The 26,027-nt window shown below is 61.8% G+C and carries 20 protein-coding genes and 2 tRNA genes; 8 read left to right on the top strand and 14 right to left on the bottom strand.

Going from position 1 to position 26,027, the window contains the following annotated elements; genetic code table 11:
* Positions 1-229 precede the first annotated feature (229 nt).
* The gene (locus AC56LW_RS15360; protein ID WP_499635714.1) at positions 230-3,253 is read right to left on the bottom strand and encodes a TonB-dependent receptor; all 3,024 of its coding nucleotides are present in this window, start codon (positions 3,251-3,253) and stop codon (positions 230-232) included.
* Between the two features lie 237 nt (positions 3,254-3,490).
* Between AC56LW_RS15360 and AC56LW_RS15355 the strand changes: the two genes are divergently transcribed.
* The 3 genes from AC56LW_RS15355 (at position 3,491) to AC56LW_RS15345 (ending at position 7,533) form a co-directional block, all read left to right on the top strand.
* Entirely contained in the window at positions 3,491-4,447 is a 957-nt protein-coding gene (locus AC56LW_RS15355; RefSeq protein WP_332530054.1) for an N-acetylmuramoyl-L-alanine amidase-like domain-containing protein, read from the top strand.
* Between the two features lie 611 nt (positions 4,448-5,058).
* Positions 5,059-6,387 carry a nucleotide sugar dehydrogenase gene (locus AC56LW_RS15350; protein WP_499635711.1) on the top strand — a complete coding sequence of 443 codons (1,329 nt, stop codon included), beginning with the start codon at positions 5,059-5,061 and terminating at the stop codon, positions 6,385-6,387.
* Positions 6,388-6,402: 15 nt separating this feature from the next.
* Positions 6,403-7,533, top strand: a complete 1,131-nt coding sequence (locus AC56LW_RS15345) for a DegT/DnrJ/EryC1/StrS family aminotransferase (RefSeq protein WP_499635708.1) — start codon at positions 6,403-6,405, stop codon at positions 7,531-7,533.
* A 25-nt stretch (positions 7,534-7,558) separates the two neighbouring features.
* Here the strand turns inward: AC56LW_RS15345 and AC56LW_RS15340 are convergent, their stop codons facing one another.
* From AC56LW_RS15340 to AC56LW_RS15330, 3 genes are all read right to left on the bottom strand, one after another.
* Positions 7,559-9,313 carry an energy transducer TonB gene (locus tag AC56LW_RS15340; RefSeq protein WP_499635705.1) on the bottom strand — a complete coding sequence of 585 codons (1,755 nt, stop codon included), beginning with the start codon at positions 9,311-9,313 and terminating at the stop codon, positions 7,559-7,561.
* Between the two features lie 59 nt (positions 9,314-9,372).
* Positions 9,373-9,789 carry a DUF5710 domain-containing protein gene (locus AC56LW_RS15335; RefSeq protein WP_499635702.1) on the bottom strand — a complete coding sequence of 139 codons (417 nt, stop codon included), beginning with the start codon at positions 9,787-9,789 and terminating at the stop codon, positions 9,373-9,375.
* 97 nt (positions 9,790-9,886) lie between these two features.
* Positions 9,887-10,093 (bottom strand): hypothetical protein, encoded by a 207-nt coding sequence (locus AC56LW_RS15330; protein WP_499635699.1) that lies wholly within the window; start codon positions 10,091-10,093, stop codon positions 9,887-9,889.
* A 169-nt stretch (positions 10,094-10,262) separates the two neighbouring features.
* On the opposite strand from AC56LW_RS15330, the gene AC56LW_RS15325 reads away from it, so the two are divergent.
* Positions 10,263-11,000, top strand: a complete 738-nt coding sequence (locus AC56LW_RS15325) for a S24 family peptidase (RefSeq protein WP_332530048.1) — start codon at positions 10,263-10,265, stop codon at positions 10,998-11,000.
* Positions 11,001-11,016: 16 nt separating this feature from the next.
* On the opposite strand, the gene AC56LW_RS15320 is transcribed toward AC56LW_RS15325, so the two are convergent.
* Positions 11,017-11,904, bottom strand: coding sequence for a LysR family transcriptional regulator (locus AC56LW_RS15320; protein WP_499635696.1), 888 nt, complete (start codon positions 11,902-11,904; stop codon positions 11,017-11,019).
* A gap of 107 nt (positions 11,905-12,011) precedes the next feature.
* Between AC56LW_RS15320 and AC56LW_RS15315 the strand changes: the two genes are divergently transcribed.
* From AC56LW_RS15315 to AC56LW_RS15305, 3 genes are all read left to right on the top strand, one after another.
* Positions 12,012-12,422, top strand: a complete 411-nt coding sequence (locus AC56LW_RS15315; protein WP_499635693.1) for a tellurite resistance TerB family protein — start codon at positions 12,012-12,014, stop codon at positions 12,420-12,422.
* Positions 12,423-12,520: 98 nt separating this feature from the next.
* Complete coding sequence (locus tag AC56LW_RS15310) at positions 12,521-13,561, top strand: DUF4214 domain-containing protein (protein ID WP_499635691.1); 1,041 nt, start codon at positions 12,521-12,523, stop codon at positions 13,559-13,561.
* 539 nt (positions 13,562-14,100) lie between these two features.
* Complete coding sequence (locus AC56LW_RS15305; protein ID WP_499635688.1) at positions 14,101-15,141, top strand: acyltransferase; 1,041 nt, start codon at positions 14,101-14,103, stop codon at positions 15,139-15,141.
* Positions 15,142-15,715: 574 nt separating this feature from the next.
* Here AC56LW_RS15305 and AC56LW_RS15300 read toward each other — a convergent pair.
* From AC56LW_RS15300 to AC56LW_RS15275, 6 genes are all read right to left on the bottom strand, one after another.
* Positions 15,716-15,792: transfer RNA gene (locus AC56LW_RS15300), tRNA-Arg, on the bottom strand.
* 65 nt (positions 15,793-15,857) lie between these two features.
* A tRNA-Pro gene (locus tag AC56LW_RS15295) sits at positions 15,858-15,934 on the bottom strand.
* Positions 15,935-16,013: 79 nt separating this feature from the next.
* On the bottom strand, positions 16,014-17,354 hold the full coding sequence (glmM, locus tag AC56LW_RS15290) for a phosphoglucosamine mutase (protein WP_499635685.1): 1,341 nt from the start codon (positions 17,352-17,354) through the stop codon (positions 16,014-16,016).
* Positions 17,355-17,386: 32 nt separating this feature from the next.
* Positions 17,387-18,235, bottom strand: coding sequence for a dihydropteroate synthase (folP, locus tag AC56LW_RS15285; protein ID WP_499635682.1), 849 nt, complete (start codon positions 18,233-18,235; stop codon positions 17,387-17,389).
* 109 nt (positions 18,236-18,344) lie between these two features.
* A complete protein-coding gene (gene ftsH / locus AC56LW_RS15280) occupies positions 18,345-20,228 on the bottom strand; it encodes an ATP-dependent zinc metalloprotease FtsH (RefSeq protein ID WP_258837589.1) in 1,884 nt (627 codons plus the stop codon).
* A 236-nt stretch (positions 20,229-20,464) separates the two neighbouring features.
* Positions 20,465-21,112, bottom strand: a complete 648-nt coding sequence (locus AC56LW_RS15275; protein WP_332530042.1) for an RlmE family RNA methyltransferase — start codon at positions 21,110-21,112, stop codon at positions 20,465-20,467.
* Between the two features lie 42 nt (positions 21,113-21,154).
* On the opposite strand from AC56LW_RS15275, the gene yhbY reads away from it, so the two are divergent.
* Entirely contained in the window at positions 21,155-21,625 is a 471-nt protein-coding gene (gene yhbY / locus AC56LW_RS15270) for a ribosome assembly RNA-binding protein YhbY (protein ID WP_183551125.1), read from the top strand.
* Between the two features lie 56 nt (positions 21,626-21,681).
* On the opposite strand, the gene AC56LW_RS15265 is transcribed toward yhbY, so the two are convergent.
* The 3 genes from AC56LW_RS15265 to carB all read right to left on the bottom strand — a co-directional run bounded on the left by AC56LW_RS15265 (position 21,682) and on the right by carB (position 26,027).
* A complete protein-coding gene (locus AC56LW_RS15265; protein ID WP_332530040.1) occupies positions 21,682-22,176 on the bottom strand; it encodes a DUF4149 domain-containing protein in 495 nt (164 codons plus the stop codon).
* Complete coding sequence (gene greA, locus AC56LW_RS15260) at positions 22,176-22,649, bottom strand: transcription elongation factor GreA (RefSeq protein ID WP_183551119.1); 474 nt, start codon at positions 22,647-22,649, stop codon at positions 22,176-22,178. Before greA ends, AC56LW_RS15265 begins: the two co-directional genes overlap by 1 nt.
* A 147-nt stretch (positions 22,650-22,796) precedes the next feature.
* The gene (gene carB / locus AC56LW_RS15255; RefSeq protein WP_332530039.1) at positions 22,797-26,027 is read right to left on the bottom strand and encodes a carbamoyl-phosphate synthase large subunit; all 3,231 of its coding nucleotides are present in this window, start codon (positions 26,025-26,027) and stop codon (positions 22,797-22,799) included.

Genomic DNA, 26,027 nt, shown 5'->3' with positions numbered 1-26,027 from the left:
CACCGGTCATGAAATTGGTGCCGATCCTCGAGGCGACCGGCTAACCTGTTGAGGTGTCGGATGGCTGCGAATTACTTCGCGCGTTCCTCACTCAGACAGGAGCATCTTAATGGCTGCACCCAACTTTCACCGTTAGATGCCGCACACTTTGGGCGTCAATACGGATGAGCTCGACAGACGCATGCAAAAAGGGGGCCGCAGCCCCCTCCTCTTTCGCCGCATGCCGCGATCAGAACTTGTAGCGCAGGTTCAGATAATACTGGCGACCGCTGACGTCGAGCTTTTGCTGCTCTTCTTCGCTGTAGCGATATTGCGCGCGTTTGGCGTTGGTCAGGTTGGTCGCGCTGAACGCGAGCTCCAGGTTGTCGGTGAAGTAGTAGTTGGCCGACAGCGCCAGCGTTGTCACTGCATCGGCGTAGGTCGGCGCGGTCGGCATCGCCACGCCGTTGATTACGGTCAGGCCCTGGCTGTTGGCCGTTGGCGCCGGCGCGGTCGTGCTGTTGACGTACTCGCCGCGGTAGTTTGCGACCAGGCGTGCCGACAGCTTGCGGTCTTCGTAGTACAGACCCAGGTTGCCGGTCCATTCGGACGCGCCCACCATCGGCCGGCCATCGTCGACCTTCGTCTTGGCGCGGCTGACGTTCGACGTGAAGCCGAAGTTGGTCTGGCCGAACGGCTGCTCGTACTGCAGCTCGATGCCATTGATCTTCGCGCCCTGCTGCGAGGCGGTGTTGACGAAGAAGGACTTGACGGTCTGGTCGCGCGGGTCCTGCAGGTCGATCGTGGTGCTGCCCACGGCGCCCGTTTTCGGATAGCCGTCGATCGACGAATGGAACACGCTCAGCGCGATGATCGAGCGCGGTGCGAAGTACCACGACCACGACAGGTCGACGTTGTCGGCCGTTTGCGGTTCGAGGTCGGGATTCGGGCCCGTCACGCGGCAGCCATTGGCATCGCAACCGGGCGTGCCGAAGCCGCTGCCCAGCAGGTTGTAGTTCTGACGCCCGATCGTGCGGCTCGCGCCAAAGCGCGCCAGCATGTCGTTGCCCATGTCGTAGCGCACGTTCAGGCTTGGCAGCCAGTTGTCGAAGGTGCGCTTGGTCGGCGTCTTGTAATACAGAATACCGGCCAGTGGATTGAACGGCGTGCCATCGAAGAACGCGGTGGCGTCGCCGGCATCGGTGATCGCGCCCGGATAGGCGGCGCAGGTCACGGGCGACTGGCCCGGCGCGACGCGCTGGCAGGCGCCAGCGGGAATCGGCGTGGCGATATTGGCTTTTACTTCAGTGCGCGAGAAGCGCACGCCGACGTTACCCGACCAGCGATCACGTTCCAGATTGGCCATCAGGTAGGCCGCGCTCTGGCGTTCCTGCATGTCGATCTCGGAATTCACGCGGCGTTCGAACGCGTCGCTCGTGACCTTGGTGTTGGCCGCGATGTACTCCTTGATCGCTTCCGGCGTGTAGGTGAAACCGGTGTTGTCCCAGCCGGTCGGGCCATCCAGGCCATCGCCGAAGTCACCCGGGAATGCTTGCCAGCCGGTGGTTGGCGTCGGCGTATTCGACGTGACGCGGCCCGTGACCGGGTTGAGCGTGATGCCGTTGCGGAAGGCCGGGCCACGGCGCGCGCTGGTACGCTTGTGATCCGAGAAGCGCACGCCGCTTTCCAGCGACTGGAAGATGCCGCGGTCGACGCGGTATTCGGCGTCGAACTGTGCGCTCCATTCCTTGTCGACGGTGCGCACGCCCGAGGCGGCGCGGTCGACGATGGTGTAGCCGCTGCCGTCGGCGTTCAGGCCGGGCTGGTTGCCGCCGGCGTTCTGATACTGGACGAACGGCGCGTCATGCAGGCCGCCGAGCGCGTACGAGATGCCGGTGCCGTAGCGGGCCAGCGTCAGGCCCTGATCGAGTTCGGTCGTGCCCACGCCGCGCGTGCTCGAGAGCAGCGTCTTGATCGTGAGGTCGTCGTTGACACGGTACTTGGCGTCCAGGTCGAGGAACGAGCTCTCCGCCTTGGCGCCATCGCGGTAGAAGCCTTCCGAGTTGCCGACATACTGCGGCGTGGTCCCGTCGGGGAACACGATGTCGGCGGCCTTCAGTACCTTGAGCTGGTTGCCATACACGGTGGTTTCGTTGACGATGACCGGATTGCGGATCTGCGCGAACACCTGCTGTCCGTTCGAACTGGTGTTGGCGGCGGTGGCCACGGTGCTGCCCAGCGGCGCGTTCTTCCCGAGCAGCATCGAGTAGATGGCGCTCGACGTCAGGCGGCCGTGGTTGTCGGCGTCCATCGATGAGTGAAAGCCCGTGAGCGTCACGTCGAGATCGCGGTTCGGCTTGAATTGCAGCGACAGCATGCCGCCCTTGCGGTCGCGCACGGATTCGACGAACTCCGAGCTCATCGAGCCCGGCAGGCGCACGCCGTTCAGGTCTGCTGCCGTGTAACCGGTGCCGGCGAGCGACGCATCGGTGATGCCTTTCATGGTGCTGGTGTTGATCACGTCCCAGCCGCTGTTGGTGCCGTAAGCGAACCGCGAGACCGAATCGCGCCGCACGTAGCGCTTTTCGGCAAACAGCGCCGCCAGAACGCCGAAGGTGCCGGCCTCGTTCTTCCAGTTGACCGAGCCGTTCATGTCCGGCGCGTAGCGGCCTGGCAGATCGGCATAGCTGGCGCCGACGCTGATCACACCCGACAGGTTCTCCTTGGCCGACAAGGGCTTGCGCGTGGAGACATTGATGGTGCCGGCCAGGCCGCCATCGACGATATTGGCCTGGGAGGTCTTGTAGACGACCGCCTGCTGCAGCACGTGCGATGGCATCAGGGACAGGCTGGTCGAGCGCGAGCTCGAGCCCTGGTCGGCCACGTACCAGTCGGCGCTGCTGACGGCGTGGCCATTGAAGATGATCAGCGACATGTCCGGGTTGGTGCCGCGCATCGAGACCTTTTCGGCCTCGTCATAGTCGGTGCGCACGGCCACGCCGGCCAGGCGCTGCAGCGAATCGGCCAGGTTTTTGTCAGGCATCTTGCCGACGTCTTCAGCCGTGATGACCTCGACGTTGGCCGACGCATCGCGCTTGACCGCCAGCGACCGGGCCAGCGAGGCGCGAATGCCCGTCACTTCCACGGTCTGCATCGGCACTGCGGCTGGGGTCTCCTGGTCCTGCGCTTGCGCCTGCGCCAGCACTGGCAACGTGGCAAGGCTCCAGACGGCCATCGATACGGCCGCGGCAAGCGGCTTCTGCTTGAACATCATCTCTCTCCTGGGAAGGGTGCGATTCTTGGTAAAGTAAGGCAAATTTTTAAATGCTTGTGCCGAGTATTGATGATGGATTGCCATCATGAATAATCACTTGTGTTCGCTTTCGTATAACTGGGAGGAATGCATGTTTCCGCCGGGTCGCTCAGGTTATGGGTAGATGCGCAGAATTCATTATCCCCAACGCACACGCCGGATTAGCGTGACACTTTCCCTTCTACCGAGATGACCTCCATGCGCCTTGCCTGCCTGCTTCTTGCCAGCGCCGTCCTGACCGGCTGCGCCAGCCCTCCTGCCGCCACGCCGCCGATTCCAGGTGCGCCACCGCCACCCACGCCGCTGGCGGCCCTGCTGGACAAGCCGATCTACAAGATGACGCCGTTCGAGACCGGCCAGTACATTCCGCACATGCAGAGCGCGCAGCCCGACCTGCGCAAGCGCATCGCCGCGATCGGCCGCCAGAACATCGGCCAGCCGTATTCGCTGAACCTGCTGGGCGAGTTCCCGTTCGAGATCCACGACAGCTTGCCGATGTACAGTCTCGAACAAAGCGATTGCGTCGTCTTTGCTGAACACACGTATGCGATGGCGCTGTCGCAATCGTGGGAAGAGTTCTTCTGGATGCTGCAGCGGATCCGCTACCGCGACGGCGTGATCGGCGTGGCCACGCGCAACCATTACACCGAGCTGGACTGGAACGTGGCCAACCGCTGGCTGGTCACGGACATCAGCGCCGACCTGGCCGGCCCGAATGGCCCCGGCTACGACATGCGCGTCGACCGCGCGCACTTCCTGCGTACGCGCCACAACACGGTGCGCGACATCCCCGTCGAAACGAGCCGCCAGACCTACGTGCCGAAAGACGGCGTGGGCGCCATCCTCGACCAGTTGCAGGAAGGCGACTTCGTCAACGTGATCTCGACCCGTAACGGCGAGTACTGGGCCTCGCACGTGGGCCTGGTGGTGCTGGGGCCAAACGGCGAGCGGCACTTCCTGCATTCGTCGGCGCCGAAGGTGCGCGAAGAAACGTTCGCGTCGTACATGGCGCGGGTGGCGGGACGCGAAGCGGACAACGCGCGCGCCGGCAAGCCGGGCCAGATGCTGGCCGGCTTCAAGTTCCTGCGCCTGAACGAGACGATCACGGTGCCGCCAATGGCGCCGCAGCCGCGGCCGGGCCGGCCGGGCGCGTAATACATTGCTTTGCGTTCCCGGCTTGCCGAGCCGGGAACGTTACCCTCCTCCACTTGAATCTTCATTCAAGATATAGGGAATTAGAAATTTAATTCCCTAATTCTATTTCTACTTCCCCCAAACCGTTTTAACCACGCTCGATCGCTACTATCCCTGAGCGCTGTTGAGTGACCTCAATCCCGCCATGCAGCCAGGATCGGATAATCAACTCGCAAATAACCGGCAATCAAATTCATGTTAATTCGATCCGTATGTCGGAGTAATCAGCGCGCATTCTTTTGATGGTTTCTTGAATCAATTTCTTAGAGTGCAGCACATGATTTTTCAAGCAACGAAGTGATTGCCATGGCTTCTCGATATGCCGTACTGCCTGGTGGCCTTTCGCGGAAGACATGGTGTCGAATTCAATCTTTTTTTCTTTCGGTAGGGTTATTTATTTTCGCATTTCTTTATTCGGATTCTCCCCCACCATTAGTCAGTTGATTCAAATTCTGTCATGCCGGCGTTGATTCAGGCAGAACAGGTGCAATAACACGCTGCTGCACCATCGGCCCAAGAAATTGCCGGTTTTATTCTTACCCGTATCTGCCACTGTCACTGTCGAGGAACCCATGCGAGACGATATCCAATCAGTTCATCTGGAGCAGCTGCTGACCCGGCTGCGTGAGCGCCACGCCGTAATTGGCATCATTGGCCTTGGCTACGTCGGGCTGCCACTCGCGCTGCGCTATGCGGCCGAAGGCTTTCACGTACTGGGGATCGACATCGATGCCGCCAAGGTCGACCAGCTCAACCGGGGCGAGAGCTATATCGCCCATATCAAGGGACCGACGATCGCTGCGGCGCGCGCCGCCGGGCTGGTTGCCAGCAGCGACTTTTCGCGCGTGGTCGAAGCCGATGCGCTGATCATCTGCGTCCCCACGCCGCTCACCGCCTACCGCGAACCCGATTTGTCGTACGTGATTGGCACGGTCGAGTCGCTGCTGCCCCATATGCGCCCCGGACAGTTGCTGTCACTTGAAAGCACCACCTATCCCGGCACCACCGAAGAAGAACTCCGGCCGCGCCTGGAAGCGCGCGGCCTGCGCGTCGGCCACGATGTGTTCCTCGTGTTCTCGCCCGAACGCGAAGACCCCGGCAACCCCGACTACCACACCCGGACCATCCCCAAGATTTGCGGCGGCTCCACCGACGCTTGCCTGGAAGCCGGCCTGGCCCTGTACCGGCAGGCGATCGACACCGTTGTCCCGGTCAGCTCGACCCGCGCAGCCGAGCTGACCAAGCTGCTCGAAAACATTCACCGCGCCGTCAATATCGGGCTGGTCAACGAGATGAAAATCATCGCCGACCGCATGGACATCGACATCCACGAAGTCATCCGGGCCGCCGCCACCAAGCCGTTCGGCTTCACCGCCTATTATCCCGGCCCGGGCCTGGGCGGGCACTGCATCCCGATCGACCCGTTCTATCTCACCTGGAAGGCCCGCCAGTTCGGACTGCACACCCGTTTCATCGAACTGGCCGGCGAGATCAACAGCGACATGCCGGCCTGGGTGATCGCCAAGGTGGCCGACGCGCTGAACAGCCGCAGCCGCGCCCTCATGGGCAGCCGCATCCTGGTGCTGGGTATCGCCTACAAGAAAGACGTCGAAGACATGCGCGAGTCACCCTCGGTGGCACTGATGGAATTGCTGCGCGCGCGTGGCGCCGTGGTTGAGTATTCCGACCCCCATGTGCCGGTATTCCCGCGCATGCGCGAGCACCACTTCGACCTGTCCAGCGTCGAACTTACACCGACCTCGCTCGCCTCGTATGACGTGGTGTTGCTGGCCACTGGCCACAGCGCCTTCGACTATGAACTCGTGCGCCAGAACGCCAGCCTGATCGTGGATACGCGCGGTGTGTTCCCAAACCGCTCGCCCAACGTCGTGCAGGCTTGAGGCCAGGGACAGCGCATGCAATCCATCGACCCGCGATCGCAGGACGAGACGGCGCGAAGCCTGATCAACAGCCGCATCCAGGCTGTTTTCGACCATGGCCAGCGCAACATGGGACCTGAAGTCGCCGAACTGGAGCAGCGTCTGGCCGATTACACGGGCGCGCGTCATTGCATCACCGCGTCGTCTGGCACCACGGCACTGGCGATCGCCCTGATGGCCACTGGCGTCGGGCCAGGTGACGACGTCATCACCACGCCGTTTGCCGCCAGTGCAGCAGCCAAGGCGATCGTGCTGGTCGGCGCCAGGCCCGTGTTCGCCGACATCGAAAGCGCCACGTGCACGCTCGATCCGCAGCTGATCGAAGGCACGATCACACCGGCCACGCGCGCGATCATCCCGGTCTCGCTGTACGGCCAGCCGCCCGACATGGACGCCATCAACGGCATCGCCGCCCGCAACGGGCTGGCCGTGATCGAAGACGGCGCACAGAGTTTCGGCGCGACCTACCGCGGGCGCCAGAGTGGCAATCTGTCCACGATCGGCTGCACGAGCTTTTTCCCGACCAACCCTCTCGGTTGCTATGGCGATGGCGGCGCCCTGTTCACCAACGACGATGTGCTCGCCAGCGCGATGCGCGACATCCGCATGCACAGTCAGGCGCGGCGCCATGCGCATCACCGTTTTGGCCACGACGCGTGCATGGAGACGCTCCAATGCGCGATCGTGCTGGCCAGGCTGGAACGGTTCGATTGGGACATCAGGCAGCGCCGCCGCATCGCGGCTGCATACGACGAGATGCTGCAGCCGCATTTGCCTGTCATTGGCTGCCGGTCCGACCGTACCAGCGCCTGTGCGGGATATGCCGTGCTGGTCGAGCAGCGCGAGCAGGTGCGCGCCATTCTGGAGCATGCCGGCGTCCCGACTGCCGTGCACTACCCGGTGCCGATCCACCGGCGACCTGCCTACACTCAGCTGGGAGCCGATGCGTCATGCCCCATCGCTGACGCGATGGCATCGTCCCTGTTGAGCTTGCCGATCGGCCCACACCTGGGGGCGGCAAATGTCCGTCATGTCGTCCAGTGTCTGCTGCACGCGACAGGGCCGCTGCAAGCGCGGGTGGTGGAATCGGCCGAGCTGCAGGAGTGACGCCATGGCGATCGACCAGATGGCGTCAGCGCATCTCTTCGACGAGCTTGAGCCCCTCGGCAAAGCGCCAGATACGGCGGATCTCGATCACATCGAAGTTCGCGGCGACATTCGGCGGAAACGCAGCGTAGCGCGCGTTCAGGCGCACGAAGCGGCGCACGGCATCGTCCATGTCGGCGCGGCCGCTCGAACGCACGATCGTGATCTCGTCGATGCTGCCGTCACTGCGCAGCGAGACGCTCACCAGGGGATCGATGCGTACGTCGCGCAGCGACAGGCGCGCGCCGCCGAGCACCGCGTTGCGCTCGAGTTTCTGGCGCACGCTGTCAACGTACAAGCGCAGCGGTGCATCGCGCTCGCCGCCGTCGGCCACCACGCGGCGATTGCCGGCCGGCCGGTCGCGCGGCAAGCCGGAGGCGTCCACATTCGGGATCGTCACCCCACGCAGCAACTCGCGTGCGCGATTGCCTGGCAGGCCAGCCATGGCGCCCGGCCCGGGTTGCATGCCCGCCCCGCTGCCCACGCCGACGCCAGCGCCAATGCCGTCCGTGCGCGCGGCGGCAGCGCCGCCAGCGGCTGGTCCTGCGCCTGCCCCCGCAGCCGGTCCGGAAGCCTGCGCCTGCAAGCGCTGCGCTGCCTGACGGGCGGCTTCTTCGGCAGCGCCCCGTGCCAGCCGCTCGGCGTCCACACGCGCCTGCTCGACCGCTTGCTGACGTGCGCGGTCCTCGGCGAGCCTGCGCTGCGCCAGGTCCTCGGCGCGCTGGCGTTCGGCGGCTTGTAGGCGCGCCTGTTCCTCGGCCAGCTTGCGCTGTGCCAGTTCCTCGGTGCGCTGGCGCTCGGCCGCTTCCTGCACCACGCGCCGCGCGGCATCTTCGGCGCGCTGGCGTGCTTGTAACTGCGCCTGCGCCAGGGCTTCCTGCGTTGCCGCTTCCTGCGCCGCACGCTGCGCAGCCAGATCACGCGCCGCGGCGGCCTGTTGTTCGCGCTGCACCAGCGCTTCCTGGTCGCGCAGCGCCTGCTGCTGCTGCTGCTGCACTTGCTGTTGCTGCTGCTCGGCGAGCCTGCTTGCCTCGGCGGCGTTGCGTTGTGACTCTGCCTGTGCCTGTGCCAGCCGCGCCTGCTCCTGCTCTCGCTGCAAGGCAAGCTCCTGCTGCAGCGCTTGCTCACGCTCTGCGCGCTCCGCCTCGGCATCCACGACAGGTTCCGGGGTGACTGGCATGTCGCTCACCGCCACTTCCTCGGGTGAGTCGACCTGCTCAACAACCGTTGGCGGCGAACCGGCGTCAACCTCGGGCAATGGCACCGCGACCGCAAACTCGGACTCCGGGTTCGCTTCAATGGCAATCACGGGCGTTGCCAAGTCGCGCAAAACACGCTTGGGCACAACTGGCGCCGGCCGACGCGCACGTGGCTTCGGCGCCGCTGCAATCTGCGCAACCGGGGGTGGCGGCGGTAGGGGTGGCAAATCGACCAGACGCAAACCACGCGCAGGCGCCGGCGCTGGCGGGACAGCGGCGACGGGCAGCGCAGGCGGTGGCTGGACAGGTGTTGGGACTGTTGGCGTCGGCAAAGCAGCGACGGTTGGCGCCGGCACAGGCAAGGCCGCTGGCGCGAGCACAACGCTGAGCGGTCCGCCACCGCCGGCATCGCTGCCCGGCACGCCGAACTGCAGCGACAACAGCAAGGCATGCAGCAGCAACGAAATGGCAATGCCACCGACCAGGCGCCGGTTGCTGCGGGCGTGGCCGGCGCGGCGCGTGCTGGCGGTCGCAGGATGCATAGCGTCGTTGGGAGGTATTGTCAGGCTTGCATCTTAGCGTTAACGCGGCCGTATGGCGATCACGCCGCCTTGCCGGGCGTTCGAATATTGGACGTGCCCGGCATGCCGCCAACCAGTGCTGCCAGGCTGGTGCGTGCCTGCCACCATGGCGTGCCTTCCAGTGTCTGCATGCAGCTCGGGCATTCTTCAAGTGGATTGCAATCGTGGTCAAGCGCCACGTAATTCACGCCAACCACCGTCTTCCCTTGGTAGCTGTCCACGCGACCGGAACCCGCCTTGGCGCCAGGCCTGGCTGCACCGCCGGCTGAGGCAGATGCCGAGGTGGATGCAGATGCAGAAGCAGCATCGATCCACTTGGCAAACGGCTCGGTGGCGACGCCATCGGCCACATACCAGCGGCGGCGGGTGGGATTCCAGCGGGCGCCGAGCGCCTTGGCGGCGTCCTTTTCGGCGTAGGGGACGGTGAGAAAAACCATGTGCGAACTGCTCCGGGATCGATATGCTTGCGGATGGCTATTCTACCGCGCCGGACTGGTCGCCGGACCGGGCCACGACCGCCAACCAGCATGATACTCAAGGTTCCTTCTGGCGCCGGGCCCATGCCGCATCGCTGTCGCGCTGTTCGCGCCGATCCTTGCGCCATGTATACAACAGGTTGCCGATGGTGCTCAGCAAGGCGCTGAACATGCCGATCAGCGCGCCGATATCTGTCAGCGTCAAGTCGGTGGACAGTCCGGCCAGGTTCGCGTCCATCAGACGCTGCAATGTTTCAATGATCATCGTGTCTCCCCTGTGCTTGCGGCGGTACCTGCACCGGCAAGCCCACGCCTACCCTGCGCCACATCAATGCGATGGATGAAAGTATAGGAAAACTATACCACAGCAGTAAAGAAAAGCTATACTTCAATGTATAGATTTCCTTTACCATACGCATATGGACCTACAAACAATGATTGCTAACTGGGTGAAAGAAGCGCGCACCGCCGCCGGCTTGTCGGGCACGGCACTGGGCGCCCGTCTCGCGCTCGAACTCGGTACCGACCGGGGCCATACCAAGGCCAATATCTCGCACTGGGAAAATGAAAAGCACAGCCCCAACCTGAAACAGTTGCTGGCGATCTCCCGCGTCACCGGCTGCCGCCTTCCGGCCGAGATCCTGGCGCCGCTGGGTGGTGGCCCGGCAAATAACAGCGGCGCCCTGCCCGGCCTGCCTGGACTAACCGGGTTACCCAACGCACTGCGCGTGGTTGCCGAAGGCGATGACGATGCCTTCGTGCCCATTCCGATGGTCAAGCTGCGCCTGTCAGCGGGCATCACCGGGTACCGGGCCGAGCCAGAAGCCCGCGACGGCGGCACACTCGGCATGCGCCGCACCTGGCTGGAACGCAACCAGTACAGTCCGTCGCATCTGATCGCGATCTATGTCAAGGGCGAAAGCATGGAACCATCGCTGTACGCTGGCGACATCGTCGTCATCAACACGCTCGACACCAAGCCAGTTGCCGGCGCCGTGTTCGCGTTCAATGTTGAGGGCGAAGCCGTCGTCAAGCGACTGGCGCGCGAGGCAGCCCAGTGGTGGCTTACTTCCGACAACCCGGACCAGCGCACCTACCACCGCAAGCTATGTCAGGGCGATGAGTGCATCGTGATCGGCCGCGTCGTGCGCAAGGAAAGCGACCGCATCTGACACGCGCCGCCGGCTGTCACGCGAACACCTGCGGCGCCCGTTCCAGTATCCGCCGCAGCGCCGGATGGTGTACCCGGCGCTCGACCGTCACGGCATAGACCTGCTCGACAATGGCGTCGATCACCCCCACCGGCGCCAGCCAGTATTGTTCGCATAGCGAGTCCGCGAGCACGGTCGGTGCCGCCATGAAGCCTGCACCCGCGCCGGCAAATGCGCCCAGCAGCGCCCCGTCATCGAATTCGCCAACGACGATCGGGCGCAAGCCCTGCGCCTCGAGCCACGCCATCAGCTGGCTGTGCAGGGCCGCACCCTGGCCCGGCATCAGGAACGGCGCACCTTTCAGACGCTGCGGAAAATCGCCGGCCCAGCGCTGGCACACGTCGGGGTGCGCCACGACCGTCACGGTGCTTGAACCGAGCAGATGACTGTGGCCGCGCACGGCGCCGCCAGGCGGCAAACCCTGGTCCGAGATCAACAGGTCGAGTCGATGTGCGCTGAGGTCTTCCATCAGGTCGCCAAAACGCCCTTCCCGACAAACCAGGTGCATGGCGAGCCCGGCATCACGGGCCGGCTGCAGCAGCCGGAAGGCCATCGTTTTGGCGATCACGTCGCAAAGGCCTACCCGCAGTGTCTCGGTCTCGGTGAACAGGCCACGCCGCACTGCCTGCTCCAGTTCATTACCGAGACTGAATATCTGGTCCGTATAACGCAGCACGGTCTTGCCGGCTTCGGTCAGTACCAGCCCGCGCCCCTTCTTGCGTAGAAGTTCCTCGCCAAACTGGTCTTCCAGGAGCTGCAATTGCGTGCTGATCGCTTGCGCCGAGACGTGCAACTGCTCGGCCGCGCGCACGACGCTGCCGGCCGTGGCGACTGCATGAAAGTACTGCAGGTGCTTGTAATTCATTCGCCGTTACCACCAAAAATATTGAGAATTGCTAAAGATTATTCGATTTTACTTTAGCATTGCGCAACCGTATATTGGTGACTCAGTTCACATGAAGCGAGGAAGCAATGAGAAATTACCCAACCGACAGTCCCAAGGCCATGAGCCGCCTGCTGGCCCTGGCGATGATCGCCGACGGCCGCCTGGCGCCCCAGGAGCTCAAGACGCTGCACCGCAGCGGCGTACTCGAGGTGCTGGGCGTGAGCGAAGACACGTTTGACGATGCCGCCGGCGAGCTGACCCAGGATCTGCTGACCCACAGCACGAACCATGCTGCCGGCATGGTCGACATCGAACCGGCGACGATCGACGCGCTGCTGGACGAAGTGCAGGATCCGGCGCTGCGCGCGCTGGTGCTCAAGGGCATGCTCAAGATCGTGCGGGCCGACCAGATGATCGATCACCGCGAGCGTCGCCTGCTGCGCCGCGCGCTGGCGGCCTGGGGTGACGGCACCGAGCCGTTCCCGGCCGCGGCATGATGACCGCACCGCAGCGCGCTTACAAAGCGTAACCATGTCGGCGGATTGGCGGATATGGCCCAGCCTATAATCGGACATCCCAATGCCCGAGGCCTGCCATGTCCGCCTACCCCACGCTGGATTTTCTGGATGACCTGACCCGGTCGGAAATGAACTGGGCCTGGCGCCTCGACCTCGACCCCGTGCGGGACGCCGAACTCGGCCAGTTCTACGGCCGCACCGCCCGCTACAGCACGACCGATCCGTATGCGGGCGAGGACGATATCTTCGTGTTCCACGCCACCGCCGGCATGGGTTACACGGTGCAAAGCGGCAGCTACCACGATCCCTTCCAGCTGCGCATCTACGACGACGCCGGCAATGCGATTGCTGCCGATGACGGCAGTGGCGCCTACGGCTACGATTATGCAGCGTTCACCGCGGCCTATACCGGCTGGTACTACATCAATGCCTCATGGGATCAGGATTATTACGATACCTATGCCAGCGTGAACGTGTACGAGAGCCGCTTGCCCGCAACCACCCGGATCATCGGCACGGACGCGCACGACACCTTGTACGGCACGCGCACGAATGACATCGTCGATGGCGGCGCCGGCATCGATACCTTCGTGCTGGAAGGCCGGCGCAACGAATACACCGTCAGCCTGCGCGATGGCGCGATTACCGTGACTGACCTGGTCGGCTACGACGGCACCGATATCCTGCGCAGCGTCGAGCGCCTGTCGTTCGACGATGGCGCCTTCATCTCGTATGAAACGCAGGGCTTTCCTGCCGAGGCTTACCGCCTGTACCAGGCTGCATTTGATCGTACGCCCGACGCGGGTGGTCTGGGGTACTGGATCGGGCAAATGGGCCAGGGCCAGTCGTTGAGGTCAGTGGCGCAGGCATTCGTCAACTCGCCCGAATTCAAGAGCCAATACGGCGCCGCGCCCACGGACGCCGCCCTCGTTACAGCGCTCTACGCAAACGTGCTGGACCGGGCGCCGGACGCCGCCGGCTTCTCGTACTGGCTCGGCGCGCTGGAACGCAATGCGATTACCAAGGCAGATCTGGTCGTGCAATTTAGTGAAAGCGCGGAAAATCAGGCGCAGGTTGTCGGTTCGCTGCAGGCTGGGTATGAGTTCATTGTGACGTGATGGGGGAAGAAGTTTGGGAAATTAGCGTGGGCTCAGAAAATCGAACGCGCAACCGTAGCTGTAAAGTCGGAATCACCAACCATTTTTGCTGAAGTCTAGACAGTACCTCGTAGGTCTCGGTGAGCATGATTTATTCCCTGATTCCACATGGGAAGTCGTCGACTCTATTAAGACTTGCTGCTGAAATCGCGCGACAGTTCAATTTCGAAGGTCCAACTCCCTCTGGATCATTGGCTTATCCACAAGCACTGTTTGCAGCAGGAGTTCTGAGAAAAGCACAATCGACGACTAATCCGGGTGGAAGTGTGCGTCTCAGCCCAGCGACGAAACCACGCTATTTCTACAGCAATGCAGTCCCATCAGGAAGTCTTCTTTCTTCCCTTACCAGCAGTCTGATTTTTCCTCTTAACCATGGACGCCAAATCGGCGTACTTCCCTGACAACGTTGCGCCAAGAATACAGGACTACGGATCCACGATAAATGTGTCCTATACACTTCATTTTCATGTACCTTTACTAACATTTTTCTGGAAATATACATGCGATTCAAGCATGGTCGGATCGACAGCATTGACGCAATGCGAGTGCTTGCAATGCTTGCAGTGATCCAAATTCACACGCCATGGTACTCCAAGGTCAATGTCACTAGTTTGGACGTCGCAACAATAGCCGACCAGCTCGCGCGTTTTGCCGTTCCATTTTTCTTTGTAATATCTGGATACCTTTGGGCTTCCCGCTCGTTCGCCGCCGCTGACTACTGGCCACGTTCAGTGGCGGTTAGTAAGCGTGTGCTTATTATATTTTCCTTCTGGTCATTCATTTACGCAATCGGCCCTTCCTTATATGTAATAAGACAAGAAGGATTAGACAGCTTGCTCGCAAATATGCTAAGCGTTGTCTATCCATTCGATTCAATTCGATTTCTCAGTGCGGTTCTGGAAGGCACTAAAAATCATCTCTGGTTTCTGCCAGCGCTTGCAATTGCAGCACTGATAAGCGGCGCGTTGCTATCAAAAGGTCGCGAGCTCACATTATTCGTATTGGCGATTTTACTCTTCGCTGTGGGCTTGGCTGGGAGTGCGTATTCCGATACGCCGTACGGATTCACATCCAACTTCAACTTCAGAAATGGTCCGTTTTTCAGCCTGATAATGTTTTCCAGCGGCTACGCGATTCATCGCTACGGCCAACGTCTTCCCCTACTTCCGATCGGAATAGGGCTAGCTACCGGTGGATTTGCATTGCAACTTTTTGAAACGACATGGATTCACCGGCAATGGGGCACTCCCCTCTTGCACGACTATATCGGTGGAACATACTTTTTTGGATTGGGGATGAGCATGATTGCACTTTCCAATACACGCTACTTGCGTGTGAAGGCGCTTTCTGCTATTGGCCCCCTGATTCTGGGCGTATATGCATCTCATTATTATTTCGTAGAGCACGTACGCTGGCTGCAGCAGATCGTAGAGAATCCTTACCTCATAGGACCTGCGTACTTAGCAGTCGTCTTTTTACTAGCACTTGGCACTTCGTACATGCTAGCGCAATGGCGTGGGACGAGACAATTTGTTACCTGATGCCGCAGCCGGTGTTAAAGAGTCCGCAGCTCTTTGATAATTAGTTCTCCCCCAACCATAATGCTTGGCTCGTCGGCCAGTACCGAGATAGTTGATGACAGGCTCAGATGAAAATTTTGGTATGTGCACAGCGCCAGCGCAAGCTGTCGCGCTACCATTCACACAGGCGCACCTATGTAACTGAGTCTGGTTTGTGATCCTGCGTTGTATTCACGTCGTTCTGGCGAAATGCTGACTTGAACGCACGGTTGAAAATCGTCATTGGTCTGATGCAGTTTGCGACATTCAGTGTCATGTAGAGTTCGACGTCACTCTCCGGCCTACTGGCTAAGGGAAAACGAGCAGCTTGGACGAGGCGGCGAGCAGGCTGAATGCTCACTGTTGCGTTAAGCATGCTATAGGCGTATGAATAACGCGAAGTCTTCGGCTCAACACTGCTGAATAATTACTGCGTTGGGTTCTATGCGGGAGTAAGGCCTGCTGGCTGGCTAGCTGGCTGGCGGTCAATGCGGCGCCCACGGCGATAAAGCCAGCAATGGCGACTGATTAACGCTTTGGAATAATGAGGAAAATCTGGCCCGCCCTGAGGGAATCGAACCCCCGACCCACAGCTTAGAAGGCTGTTGCTCTATCCGACTGAGCTAAGGGCGGTGCAAAACGATGAGACCGGAAAACAAAACAGGCCGTCGATGACGGCCTGTTCTGATGAATCTTGCTGGTCGGAGTACAAGGATTCGAACCTTGGACCCCCTGGTCCCAAACCAGGTGCGCTACCGGGCTGCGCTACACTCCGCCGTGGGCAACATTATATGCCAATCATTCGCGAAGCGCCAGCCCTTGTGGGTTCAATTCCAGCGCACCGCTCGCACTATTTATGCCGACAACTTGGCCGCGATGCGGCGTGCCAGGCTGTCGGCAAGTTCCGCCTCTTTCGCCTCGACCATCACGCGGATCAACGGCTCGGTGCCCGATGCGCGGATCAGCACGCGACCGTTGTCGCCCAGCTCGCGCTCGACTGCTTCCTTCTCGGCGACCATCGCCGCATCGGCCGTCCAGTCGAAGCCCGGCGCGACTTTCTTGTTGATCAGGGTTTGCGGGAACAAGGTGAGCTCGTTGCAGCATTCGGCCAGTGACTTGTTGCCGCGCACCAGTGCGGACAGCACCTGCAGGGCCGAGACGATGCCGTCGCCGGTGGTGTGCTTGTCCAGTGCCAGCAGATGGCCCGAACCCTCTCCGCCGAACAGCCAGCCCCGCTCCCTCATGACTTCGAGCACGTAGCGGTCGCCCACTTTGGCGCGGGCAAAGCCGATGCCCATTTCCTTGAACGCCACTTCGAGCGCCATATTCGTCATCAGGGTGCCCACGGCGCCGGCCACGGGGCCGGTGCTCATGCGGTCGCGCACCATCACGTACAGCAGCTCGTCGCCGTTATAGACGCGGCCGGTGGCGTCGACCATGATCAGGCGGTCGGCGTCGCCATCGAGCGCGATGCCCAGGTCGGCCTTGTTGGCGACGACGGCTTCCGACAGCGCCTGTGGCGCGGTGGCGCCAAAGCCGGCGTTGATGTTGAAACCGTCCGGCTGGGCACCGATGGAAATGACTTCGGCGCCCAGTTCATGAAATACGTGCGGAGCGATGTTGTAGGCGGCGCCGTGGGCGCTGTCGACGACGATCTTCAGGCCGCGCAGGTCGAGCTCGTTCGGGAACGTGCTCTTGCAGAACTCGATGTAGCGGCCTTGAGCGTCGCGCAGGCGCGATACGCGGCCAAGTTTGTCCGACGACACGCAGCCCATCGGCTGGTCGATCGCGTCTTCGATTTCCAGCTCCACCGAGTCCGGCAGCTTCGTGCCATGTCCAGAGAAGAACTTGATGCCATTGTCCTGGAACGGGTTGTGCGACGCCGAGATCACGACGCCGGCCTGCAGGCGCAGTGCGCGCGTCAGGTAAGCGATGGCCGGGGTCGGCATCGGGCCGGCCAGCATCACGTCAACGCCGGCCGCCGAGAAGCCGGACTCCAGCGCTGCCTCGAGCATATAGCCCGAGATGCGGGTGTCTTTGCCGATCAGGACGACAGGGCGGCCGCTGCTTGATTTTTTACCCTTTGCCAGCACGGTGCCGGCGGCATAACCGAGGCGCATGACGAAATCAGGAGTGATTGGTGCTGCGCCCACGAGGCCACGAATGCCATCGGTGCCGAAATATTTCCGTGCCATCTAGTTCTCTTTTCTCTTATTGAAACGAATTTTTATGGATGCATGGCCGCGTGCCATACCTTCAGCGCATCGACCGTCTCCGCAACATCATGCACACGCACGATTCTAGCGCCCTGCGCTACCGCAGCCAATGCCGCGCCGACACTACCGGCGGTGCGCTGCTCGACCGGACGCCCGGTGACGGCGCCGATCATCGACTTGCGTGACATGCCGGCAAGCACCGGCAAGCCAAGCTCGTCGCGGATGCGGCCCAGGCCGCGCAGCAACGCGTAGTTGTGCTCGACCGTCTTGCCGAAGCCAAAGCCCGGGTCGACGCAGATGCGGCTGCGCTCGATGCCGGCCGCCGTCATCGCGTCAATCCTTGCTTTAAGGAACGCAATCACGTCACCCACGACGTCATCATACCGGGGCGCCTGCTGCATCGTGGCTGGCGTGGCTTGCATGTGCATCACGCACAGACCGCAGTCGCTGTCCTGCACCGCCTCCAGCGCGCCCGGCGTACGAAAGCCGTTGACGTCGTTGATCATGTCGGCGCCGGCAATCAGCGCCTCGCGCATCACTTCAGGTTTGGTCGTATCGACCGACAGCGCGACGTCCAGCGTGCGCAGCGCGTACAGGGTCGGCATCACGCGGCGCAGTTCTTCATCGAGAGGCACGCCAGGGGAGCCAGGGCGGGTCGACTCGCCGCCGATGTCGATCATCCTGGCGCCATCGCGGATCATCGCCTCGGCGTGCGTCAGCGCGAATTCCAGGCCCTGATAGCGGCCGCCGTCGGAAAACGAATCCGGCGTGATGTTCAGAATGCCCATCACGACGGGCTCGAGGGACGCGGCGCCATCGAGCGCGAAGCTGAACTGGCCGCATTGCAGTGTCTTGTTCATGGTGTCAGTAGTACGGGCGCTGCAGGCTGCTCAGTAAGTCAAACCAACAAGCGAACGCCATCATGAAAAAAGGCACCCTTGCGGGTGCCTTCGTGGGGTAGCGCGAGCGTCAGGCTGGTGCGGTGGCGTTTGGCGCCACACCACCAGGGCCGCTGTCGCCTGGCGGCGTGCGCTTGGTCAGCACCGTCGTCGGCTTGCGTGGTTCCTGGCCCGCCATGATGTCGTTGATCTGGTCGGCATCGATGGTTTCCCAGTCGAGCAGCGCCTTCGTCATCATCTCGACCTTGTCGCGATTCTCTTCCAGCAGGCGACGCGCCAGGGCGTACTGCGTATCGAGGATCGCGCGGATCTCGGCATCGACCTTTTGCTGGGTCGCTTCCGAAATGGTCTTGGTAGCGCCGCCGAAGAAACCTTCGTTTTCGCTGTCTTCGTAGACCATGACGCCCATGCTGTCGGACATGCCGAAGCGGGTCACCATCGAGCGCGCCAGCTTGGTGGCACGCGAGAAGTCATTCGACGCGCCGGTGGACATCTGACCGACAAAGATCTCTTCGGCAATACGGCCACCGAACAGGATCGAAATTTCTTCAAGCATCTTGTCTTTATAGCCCGACAGTGCATCGTGCTCAGGCAGCTGCCAGGTCAGACCGAGCGCATAACCACGCGGCATGATCGTGACCTTGTGCACCGGATCGGCCTTCGGCAACAGCTTGGCAATCACCGCGTGGCCCGACTCGTGGTAGGCCGTGTTGCGGCGCTCTTCCTCGCGGATGACCATCGACTTGCGCTCCGGACCCATGAAGATCTTGTCTTTCGCATCTTCGAAATCGATCATCTCGACCAGGCGCTTGCTGCGGCGGGCTGCGAACAGCGCCGCTTCATTAACCAGATTGGCCAGATCGGCGCCCGAGAAACCAGGCGTACCACGTGCCAGGATGTCGGACTTGACGTCGGTGCCAATTGGCACTTTGCGCATGTGCACGTTCAGGATCTGTTCGCGGCCACGGATGTCCGGCAGGCCCACCATCACCTGGCGGTCGAAACGGCCCGGACGCAGCAGTGCTTTGTCCAGCACGTCGGCGCGGTTGGTCGCAGCGATGACGATCACGCCCGATTGCGCTTCAAAGCCATCCATCTCGACCAGCAACTGGTTCAGCGTTTGTTCACGTTCGTCGTTGCCGCCGCCCATGCCGGCGCCACGGTGACGACCGACCGCGTCGATCTCGTCGATGAAGATGATGCACGGCGAATGCTTCTTGGCGTTCTCGAACATGTCGCGCACACGGCTTGCACCGACGCCGACGAACATCTCGACGAAGTCGGAACCCGAGATCGAGAAGAACGGCACTTTGGCTTCGCCGGCGATGGCGCGGGCCAGCAGCGTTTTACCGGTACCTGGAGGACCGACCATCAGCACGCCGCGCGGGATACGACCGCCCAGCTTCTGGAACTTGGTTGGATCGCGCAGGAAGTCGACGATCTCGGAGACTTCTTCTTTCGCTTCATCGCAACCGGCGACGTCCGAGAACGTCACGGTGTTGTTGGTTTCGTCGAGCATGCGTGCCTTCGACTTGCCGAAGGAGAACGCGCCGCCCTTGCCGCCACCCTGCATCTGACGCATGAAGAACACCCACACGCCGATGAGCAGAAGCATCGGGAACCACGAGATGAAGACCTGTTGCAGGAACGAAGGCTCTTCTGGCGGCTTGACATCGAAGCGAACGCCGTACTCGCGCAGGTCACCGATCAGGCCACGGTCGAGACCAGTGGCGGTCGCGCGCACCTTGGTGTCATCAGCGCGCGTGGCGGTGATGTTGGTGCCCTCGATCAGGACTTCCTTGATGCGGCGCGACTTCACTTCATCGAGCAACTCGGAATAAGCGATGGTCTTGCTGCCGCCAGCGACGCTGTGGGTGTCAAACTGCTTGAACAGCATGAACAACAGCAGCGCGACGACCACCCAGATGGCGGATTTGGAAAACATATTATTCACGAGCACTCCTCCGATGCGTACGCATCTCTACCGATTTCAGTATTCTGATTTTACCCGCAATAGGCCAACGCTGCCACGCAACTCCAGCCGTAGTGTCGAAATACCATCGAATGACTGTCTTATTCATTCCCGACATCGCCAACTGCCCGAAACGCAGTCGCAATACAAGGGATCACGCGGCAGATGTGGTGGCCGCGCGGCTGAATTTCAAGGGGCGATCTGTCACCACACGCCAATTACGCACTCGGATTTTTCAGACCCCTGCCCAGCAGGAAAATCTCGGACGATTTATCGCGGCTGGCCTTCGGTTTGATTTGCTTCACGGTCGTAAACTCGAGGCGGAATTTCTCCAGGATCTGTGTAAAACCCATGTCCTTGAAACACTTCACCAGCAGCGCGCCGCCCGGTTTCAGATGCGCCTGCGAGAATTCGATCGCCAGATCGATCAGATGTTCCATGCGGGCCGCGTCGGCGTGGCCGATACCCGACAGGTTCGGCGCCATGTCCGACAGCACCACGTCGACTTTGCGATCGGCCAGCACGACGTCGAGCTGCGTCAGCACCTCTTCTTCGCGGAAGTCGCCCTGGATATATTGAACATCGGCGACCGGATCCATTGGCAAAATATCCAGACCGATGATGGTGCCGTGAATGCCGCCGCCGTCCTTGCCGGCCAGCTTGCGCCGTGTGTACTGGGCCCAGCTGCCTGGCGTGCAGCCAAGGTCGACAACAACATTGCCCGACTTGATGAGTTTTTCAGCCTCGTCGATTTCTTTCAGTTTGTAGGCGGCACGGGCGCGGTAGCCCTCTTTTTGCGCGAGTTTGACATAGGGATCGTTAATATGGTCGTGTAACCAGTTTTTGTTTAATTTGTTCTTGGCCATTCGCGTAGAATACTGCTTTTATAGGTCCATCAAAAATTTATTATGCTTAAACTCACTCCGGCCGAGCGCAGTGCTCTGCGCGCAGAAGCCCACGGGCTCAATCCTGTTGTCATGATCGGCGCCGACGGCCTGACCGAATCCGTGATGAAGGAAGTCGCCAACAGCCTCGACTCGCACGGCCTGATCAAGGTGCGCGTGTTCGGTGACGACCGCGAAGCGCGCGTTGCCATGTACGACAAGATCAGCGCCGACCTCGACGCGGCCCAGGTCCAGCACATCGGCAAGCTGCTGGTGCTGTACCGTCCGAAGGTCGAGACGGCCAAGGAACGCAGCAGCAAGGCAGGCCCAGGCATGCGCGAAGTCACGATCGTCAAGGCCAGCGCCAGCGGCACCAAGAAGCCGAGCGTCACCAAGGTCATGCTCAAGGGTAACGAGCGCGTCACGGCAGGCGGCAACATCAAGCGCGCCAAACCGCGTCAGACCAGCTCCAAGAAGAGCTCGCTGAACAAGTAAAAAAAACCGGGGCAACCCGGTTTTTTATATCGGTGTCGCGTACGGTGTTCTAAAAATCACCGCAGTTTGACGAGCAACCATGCTCCCAGCACGCTCTGGATCATGTGAAACACCTGCGACACGCCATGCATGACCGCAAACTGCGTCCAGTACGGCGACGCACGCACCCCGGCCTCACCGGCCAGCACGCGCAGATGCGCCATCCCGGGCTGCAAGCCCACGAAAATCACCAGCGCGCACGCCAGCATCGCGATCACGAGCCAGCCCAGAAAGCGCCGGCGCTGCGGGGCGAAGTCGGTCGAGCGCCACAGCAAGAGCGCCAGCACAACCGCACAGCCGATCGACAACCACGCCTGGCGCGTGAGCAGCACGGCGACCAGATCCCCGGCCTGCCCGCTGCCGAGCACCTTGAAGGCTGTTGGCGCGGCGATATAGCCCAGCGCCCACAGGCTGCCGGTCCACAGCGCCGCCACCAGCAGGCGCGCCGCCGGCAGGCGCCCCGCCCGGCCTGGTGCCTGACCTGCTGCGAGCCCCTGCGCGGCGCTGTCCATCAGATGTAGCGCACTTCCAGGATTTCGTATTCGCGCGGGCCGGACGGCGCCTGCACTTCAACGACGTCACCGGCGTATTTGCCGATCAGCGCGCGCGCGATGGGCGACGTGATCGAGACCTTGTTCATCTTGAGGTCGGCTTCGTCCATGCCGACGATCTGGTACGTGACCTTCTGGCTCGAATCGAGGTCTTCCAGGTCGACGGTGGCGGCGAACACCACGCGGCCTTCGGCGTCGAGCGTGGTCGGGTCGATCACCTGCGAGGTGCTCAGCTTGCTTTCCAGCTCGGCGATACGGCCTTCGACGAACGCCTGGCGCTCCTTGGCGGCGTCGTATTCGGCGTTCTCGGACAGGTCGCCATGCGAACGCGCTTCGGCGATCGCGTCGATCACGCTGCGGCGTTCCTTCGTCTTGAGCTGGTGCAGCTCTTCTTTCAGGAGTTCTGCGCCGAATTTGGTCAGTGGTGTGGTCATGGTTCTCTGCTTGGTTTGTTTGACGGGTCCGCCGGGGCGGATAGTACCAACGCGACAAGAAAGCGAAAACCACAGAGGCACGCGGCGCCAAGGCCGCGCGAGCTCTGTGGTTGACTGGACTTCCAGTGTGACGGGTACTGCGTCTGCTTAGTTTAAGGTTTTATGCAGACCTTGTAAATCATACACACGCAGTTCGTCGATATGCGGCATGCCTTCGATGGCCGCTTCGGCGCCGGCGATCGTCGTGTAGGTCACCACGTGGGCGGCCAGCGCCGACGTGCGGATCGCGCGCGAGTCGACGATGGCACTGCGCTTTTCTTCAACCGTGTTGACGACCATGACGATTTCGCGGTTCTTGATCATGTCGACGACGTGCGGACGGCCTTCCAGCACCTTGTTCACGGCGCGCACCGGAATCCCGGCGGCGGCGATCACGGCGGCCGTGCCCTTGGTCGCGACCAGGTCGAAGCCCAGCGCCACCAGGTCACGTGCCACGCTCGTTGCGCGTGGCTTGTCGGAGGACTTCACCGACAGGAACACGGTGCCCGAGCGCGGCAGCTTGATGCCGGCTGCCAGCTGCGACTTGACGAAGGCTTCGCCGAAGGTCATGCCAACGCCCATCACTTCGCCGGTCGATTTCATCTCCGGGCCCAGGATGGTGTCGACGCCCGGGAATTTCACGAACGGGAACACGACTTCCTTCACGCTGAAGAACGGCGGGATCACTTCCTGCGTGATGCCCTGCTGCGCCAGCGTCTGGCCAACCATGCAGCGCGCGGCAATCTTCGCCAGCTGCAGGCCGGTGGCTTTCGAGACGAACGGCACGGTGCGCGACGCACGCGGGTTCACTTCCAGCACAAAAACAGTATCAACCGTTTGACCGTTTTCTTCCTTCTGCTGGATCGCGAACTGCACGTTCATCAGGCCGACCACGTTCAGGGCCTTGGCCATCAGCGAGGTCTGGCGCTTGAGTTCATCGATCGTCGCTTGCGTCAACGAGTATGGTGGCAGCGAGCAAGCCGAGTCACCGGAGTGCACGCCAGCCTGTTCGATGTGTTCCATCACGCCGCCGATGAAGGTGGCTTCGCCGTCCGAGATGCAGTCGACGTCGACTTCGATGGCGTCGTTCAGGAAGCGGTCGAGCAGCACCGGCGAATCGTGCGAGACCTTGACCGCTTCGCGCATGTAGCGCTCGAGGTCACGCTGCTCGTGGACGATTTCCATCGCGCGCCCACCCAGCACGTACGATGGACGCACGACCAGCGGATACCCGATTTCTTCGGCCAGCGCCAGCGCATCGGCTTCGGTGCGGGCGGTGCGGTTTGGCGGCTGGCGCAGGCCCAGCTCTTGCAGCAGCTGCTGGAAACGCTCGCGGTCTTCGGCGGCGTCGATCATGTCCGGCGAGGTGCCGATGATCGGCACGCCGTTGGCTTCCAGGTCGAGCGCCAGCTTCAACGGGGTCTGGCCGCCGTATTGCACGATGACACCGACCGGCTTTTCCAGCTCGACGATTTCCAGCACGTCTTCCAGCGTCAGCGATTCGAAGTACAGGCGATCCGACGTGTCGTAGTCGGTCGAGACCGTCTCTGGGTTGCAGTTGACCATGATGGTCTCGTAGCCGTCTTCGCGCATCGCGAGAGCCGCGTGGACGCAGCAGTAGTCGAACTCGATGCCCTGGCCAATGCGGTTCGGACCGCCGCCCAGCACCATGATCTTCTTCTTGTCGGTCGGGTTCGACTCGCACTCTTCGTCGTACGTCGAGTACATGTACGCGGTGTCGGTCGAGAACTCGGCCGCGCAGGTGTCGACGCGCTTGTAGACCGGACGGATGTTCAGCGCATGACGGCGCGCGCGCACTTCTTCCGGCTTGACCTTCAGCAGGAAGGCCAGGCGACGGTCAGCGAAACCTTTTTGCTTGAGCTTGTACAGCAGCGGCTTGTCCAGGCTTTCCAGCGTCTGCGTCTCGAGCCACAGCTCGATGTCGACGATTTCCTTGATCTGCACGAGGAACCACGGATCGATCTTGGTCAGGTTGTGCACTTCCTCGAGCGTGAAGCCCTGGGCAAACGCATCGCCCACATACCAGATGCGGTCCGGACCAGGCTCGCCCAGCTCTTCTTCGATCTTTTCGCGGTCGCGCGTTTTTTCGTTCAGGCCATCGACGCCCACTTCGAGGCCGCGCAGCGCTTTCTGGAACGATTCCTGGAAGGTGCGGCCCATGGCCATCACTTCGCCCACCGATTTCATCTGCGTGGTCAGGTGCTTGTCGGCGGTCGGGAATTTCTCGAACGTGAAGCGCGGGATCTTGACGACGACGTAGTCGATCGACGGTTCGAACGAGGCTGGCGTGGCGCCGCCCGTGATGTCGTTGCGCAGCTCGTCGAGCGTGTAGCCGACGGCCAGCTTGGCCGCGACCTTGGCGATCGGGAAGCCGGTGGCTTTCGAGGCCAGTGCCGACGAACGCGAGACGCGCGGGTTCATCTCGATGACGATCATGCGGCCGTCTTTCGGGTTGATCGCGAACTGCACGTTCGAGCCGCCCGTGTCGACGCCGATTTCACGCAGCACGTCGATCGACGCGTTGCGCAGGATCTGGTATTCCTTGTCGGTCAGAGTCTGCGCCGGTGCGACGGTGATCGAGTCGCCCGTGTGCACGCCCATCGGATCGAGGTTCTCGATCGAGCAGATGATGATGCAGTTGTCGTTTTTGTCACGCACGACTTCCATCTCGTACTCTTTCCAACCGAGCAGCGACTCTTCGATCAGGAGCTCCGAGGTTGGCGAGGCTTCCAGGCCGCGCTTGCAGATCGCTTCGAATTCTTCTTCGTTGTAGGCGATGCCGCCGCCGCTGCCACCCATCGTGAACGATGGACGGATGATGGTCGGGAAGCCCATCTCGCGCTGGACGACCCACGATTCTTCCATCGTGTGCGCCACGCCCGAGCGCGCCGAACCCAGGCCGATCTTGGTCATCGCGTTCTTGAACTTCAGGCGGTCCTCGGCCTTGTCGATCGCTTCCGGCGTCGCGCCGATCAGCTCGACATTGTATTTCTCGAGCACGCCATGGCGGTGCAGGTCGAGCGCGCAATTGAGCGCGGTCTGGCCGCCCATCGTTGGCAGGATCGCGTCCGGACGCTCTTTCTCGATGATGCGCTCGACGACCTTCCAGGTGATCGGCTCGATGTACGTCACGTCCGCCGTTTCCGGGTCGGTCATGATCGTGGCCGGGTTCGAGTTCACCAGGATGACCTTGTAACCCTCTTCGCGCAGGGCCTTGCAGGCTTGCGCGCCGGAGTAGTCGAATTCGACGGCCTGGCCGATGACGATCGGGCCAGCGCCGATGATCAGGATGCTTTTGATATCACTACGTTTTGGCAT

It is taken from the genome of Telluria sp. LT2P80 (genome assembly GCF_059685955.1).
Note: the sequence above shows the minus strand (reverse complement) of the source record. Positions and strands in the feature narration are given on the sequence as shown.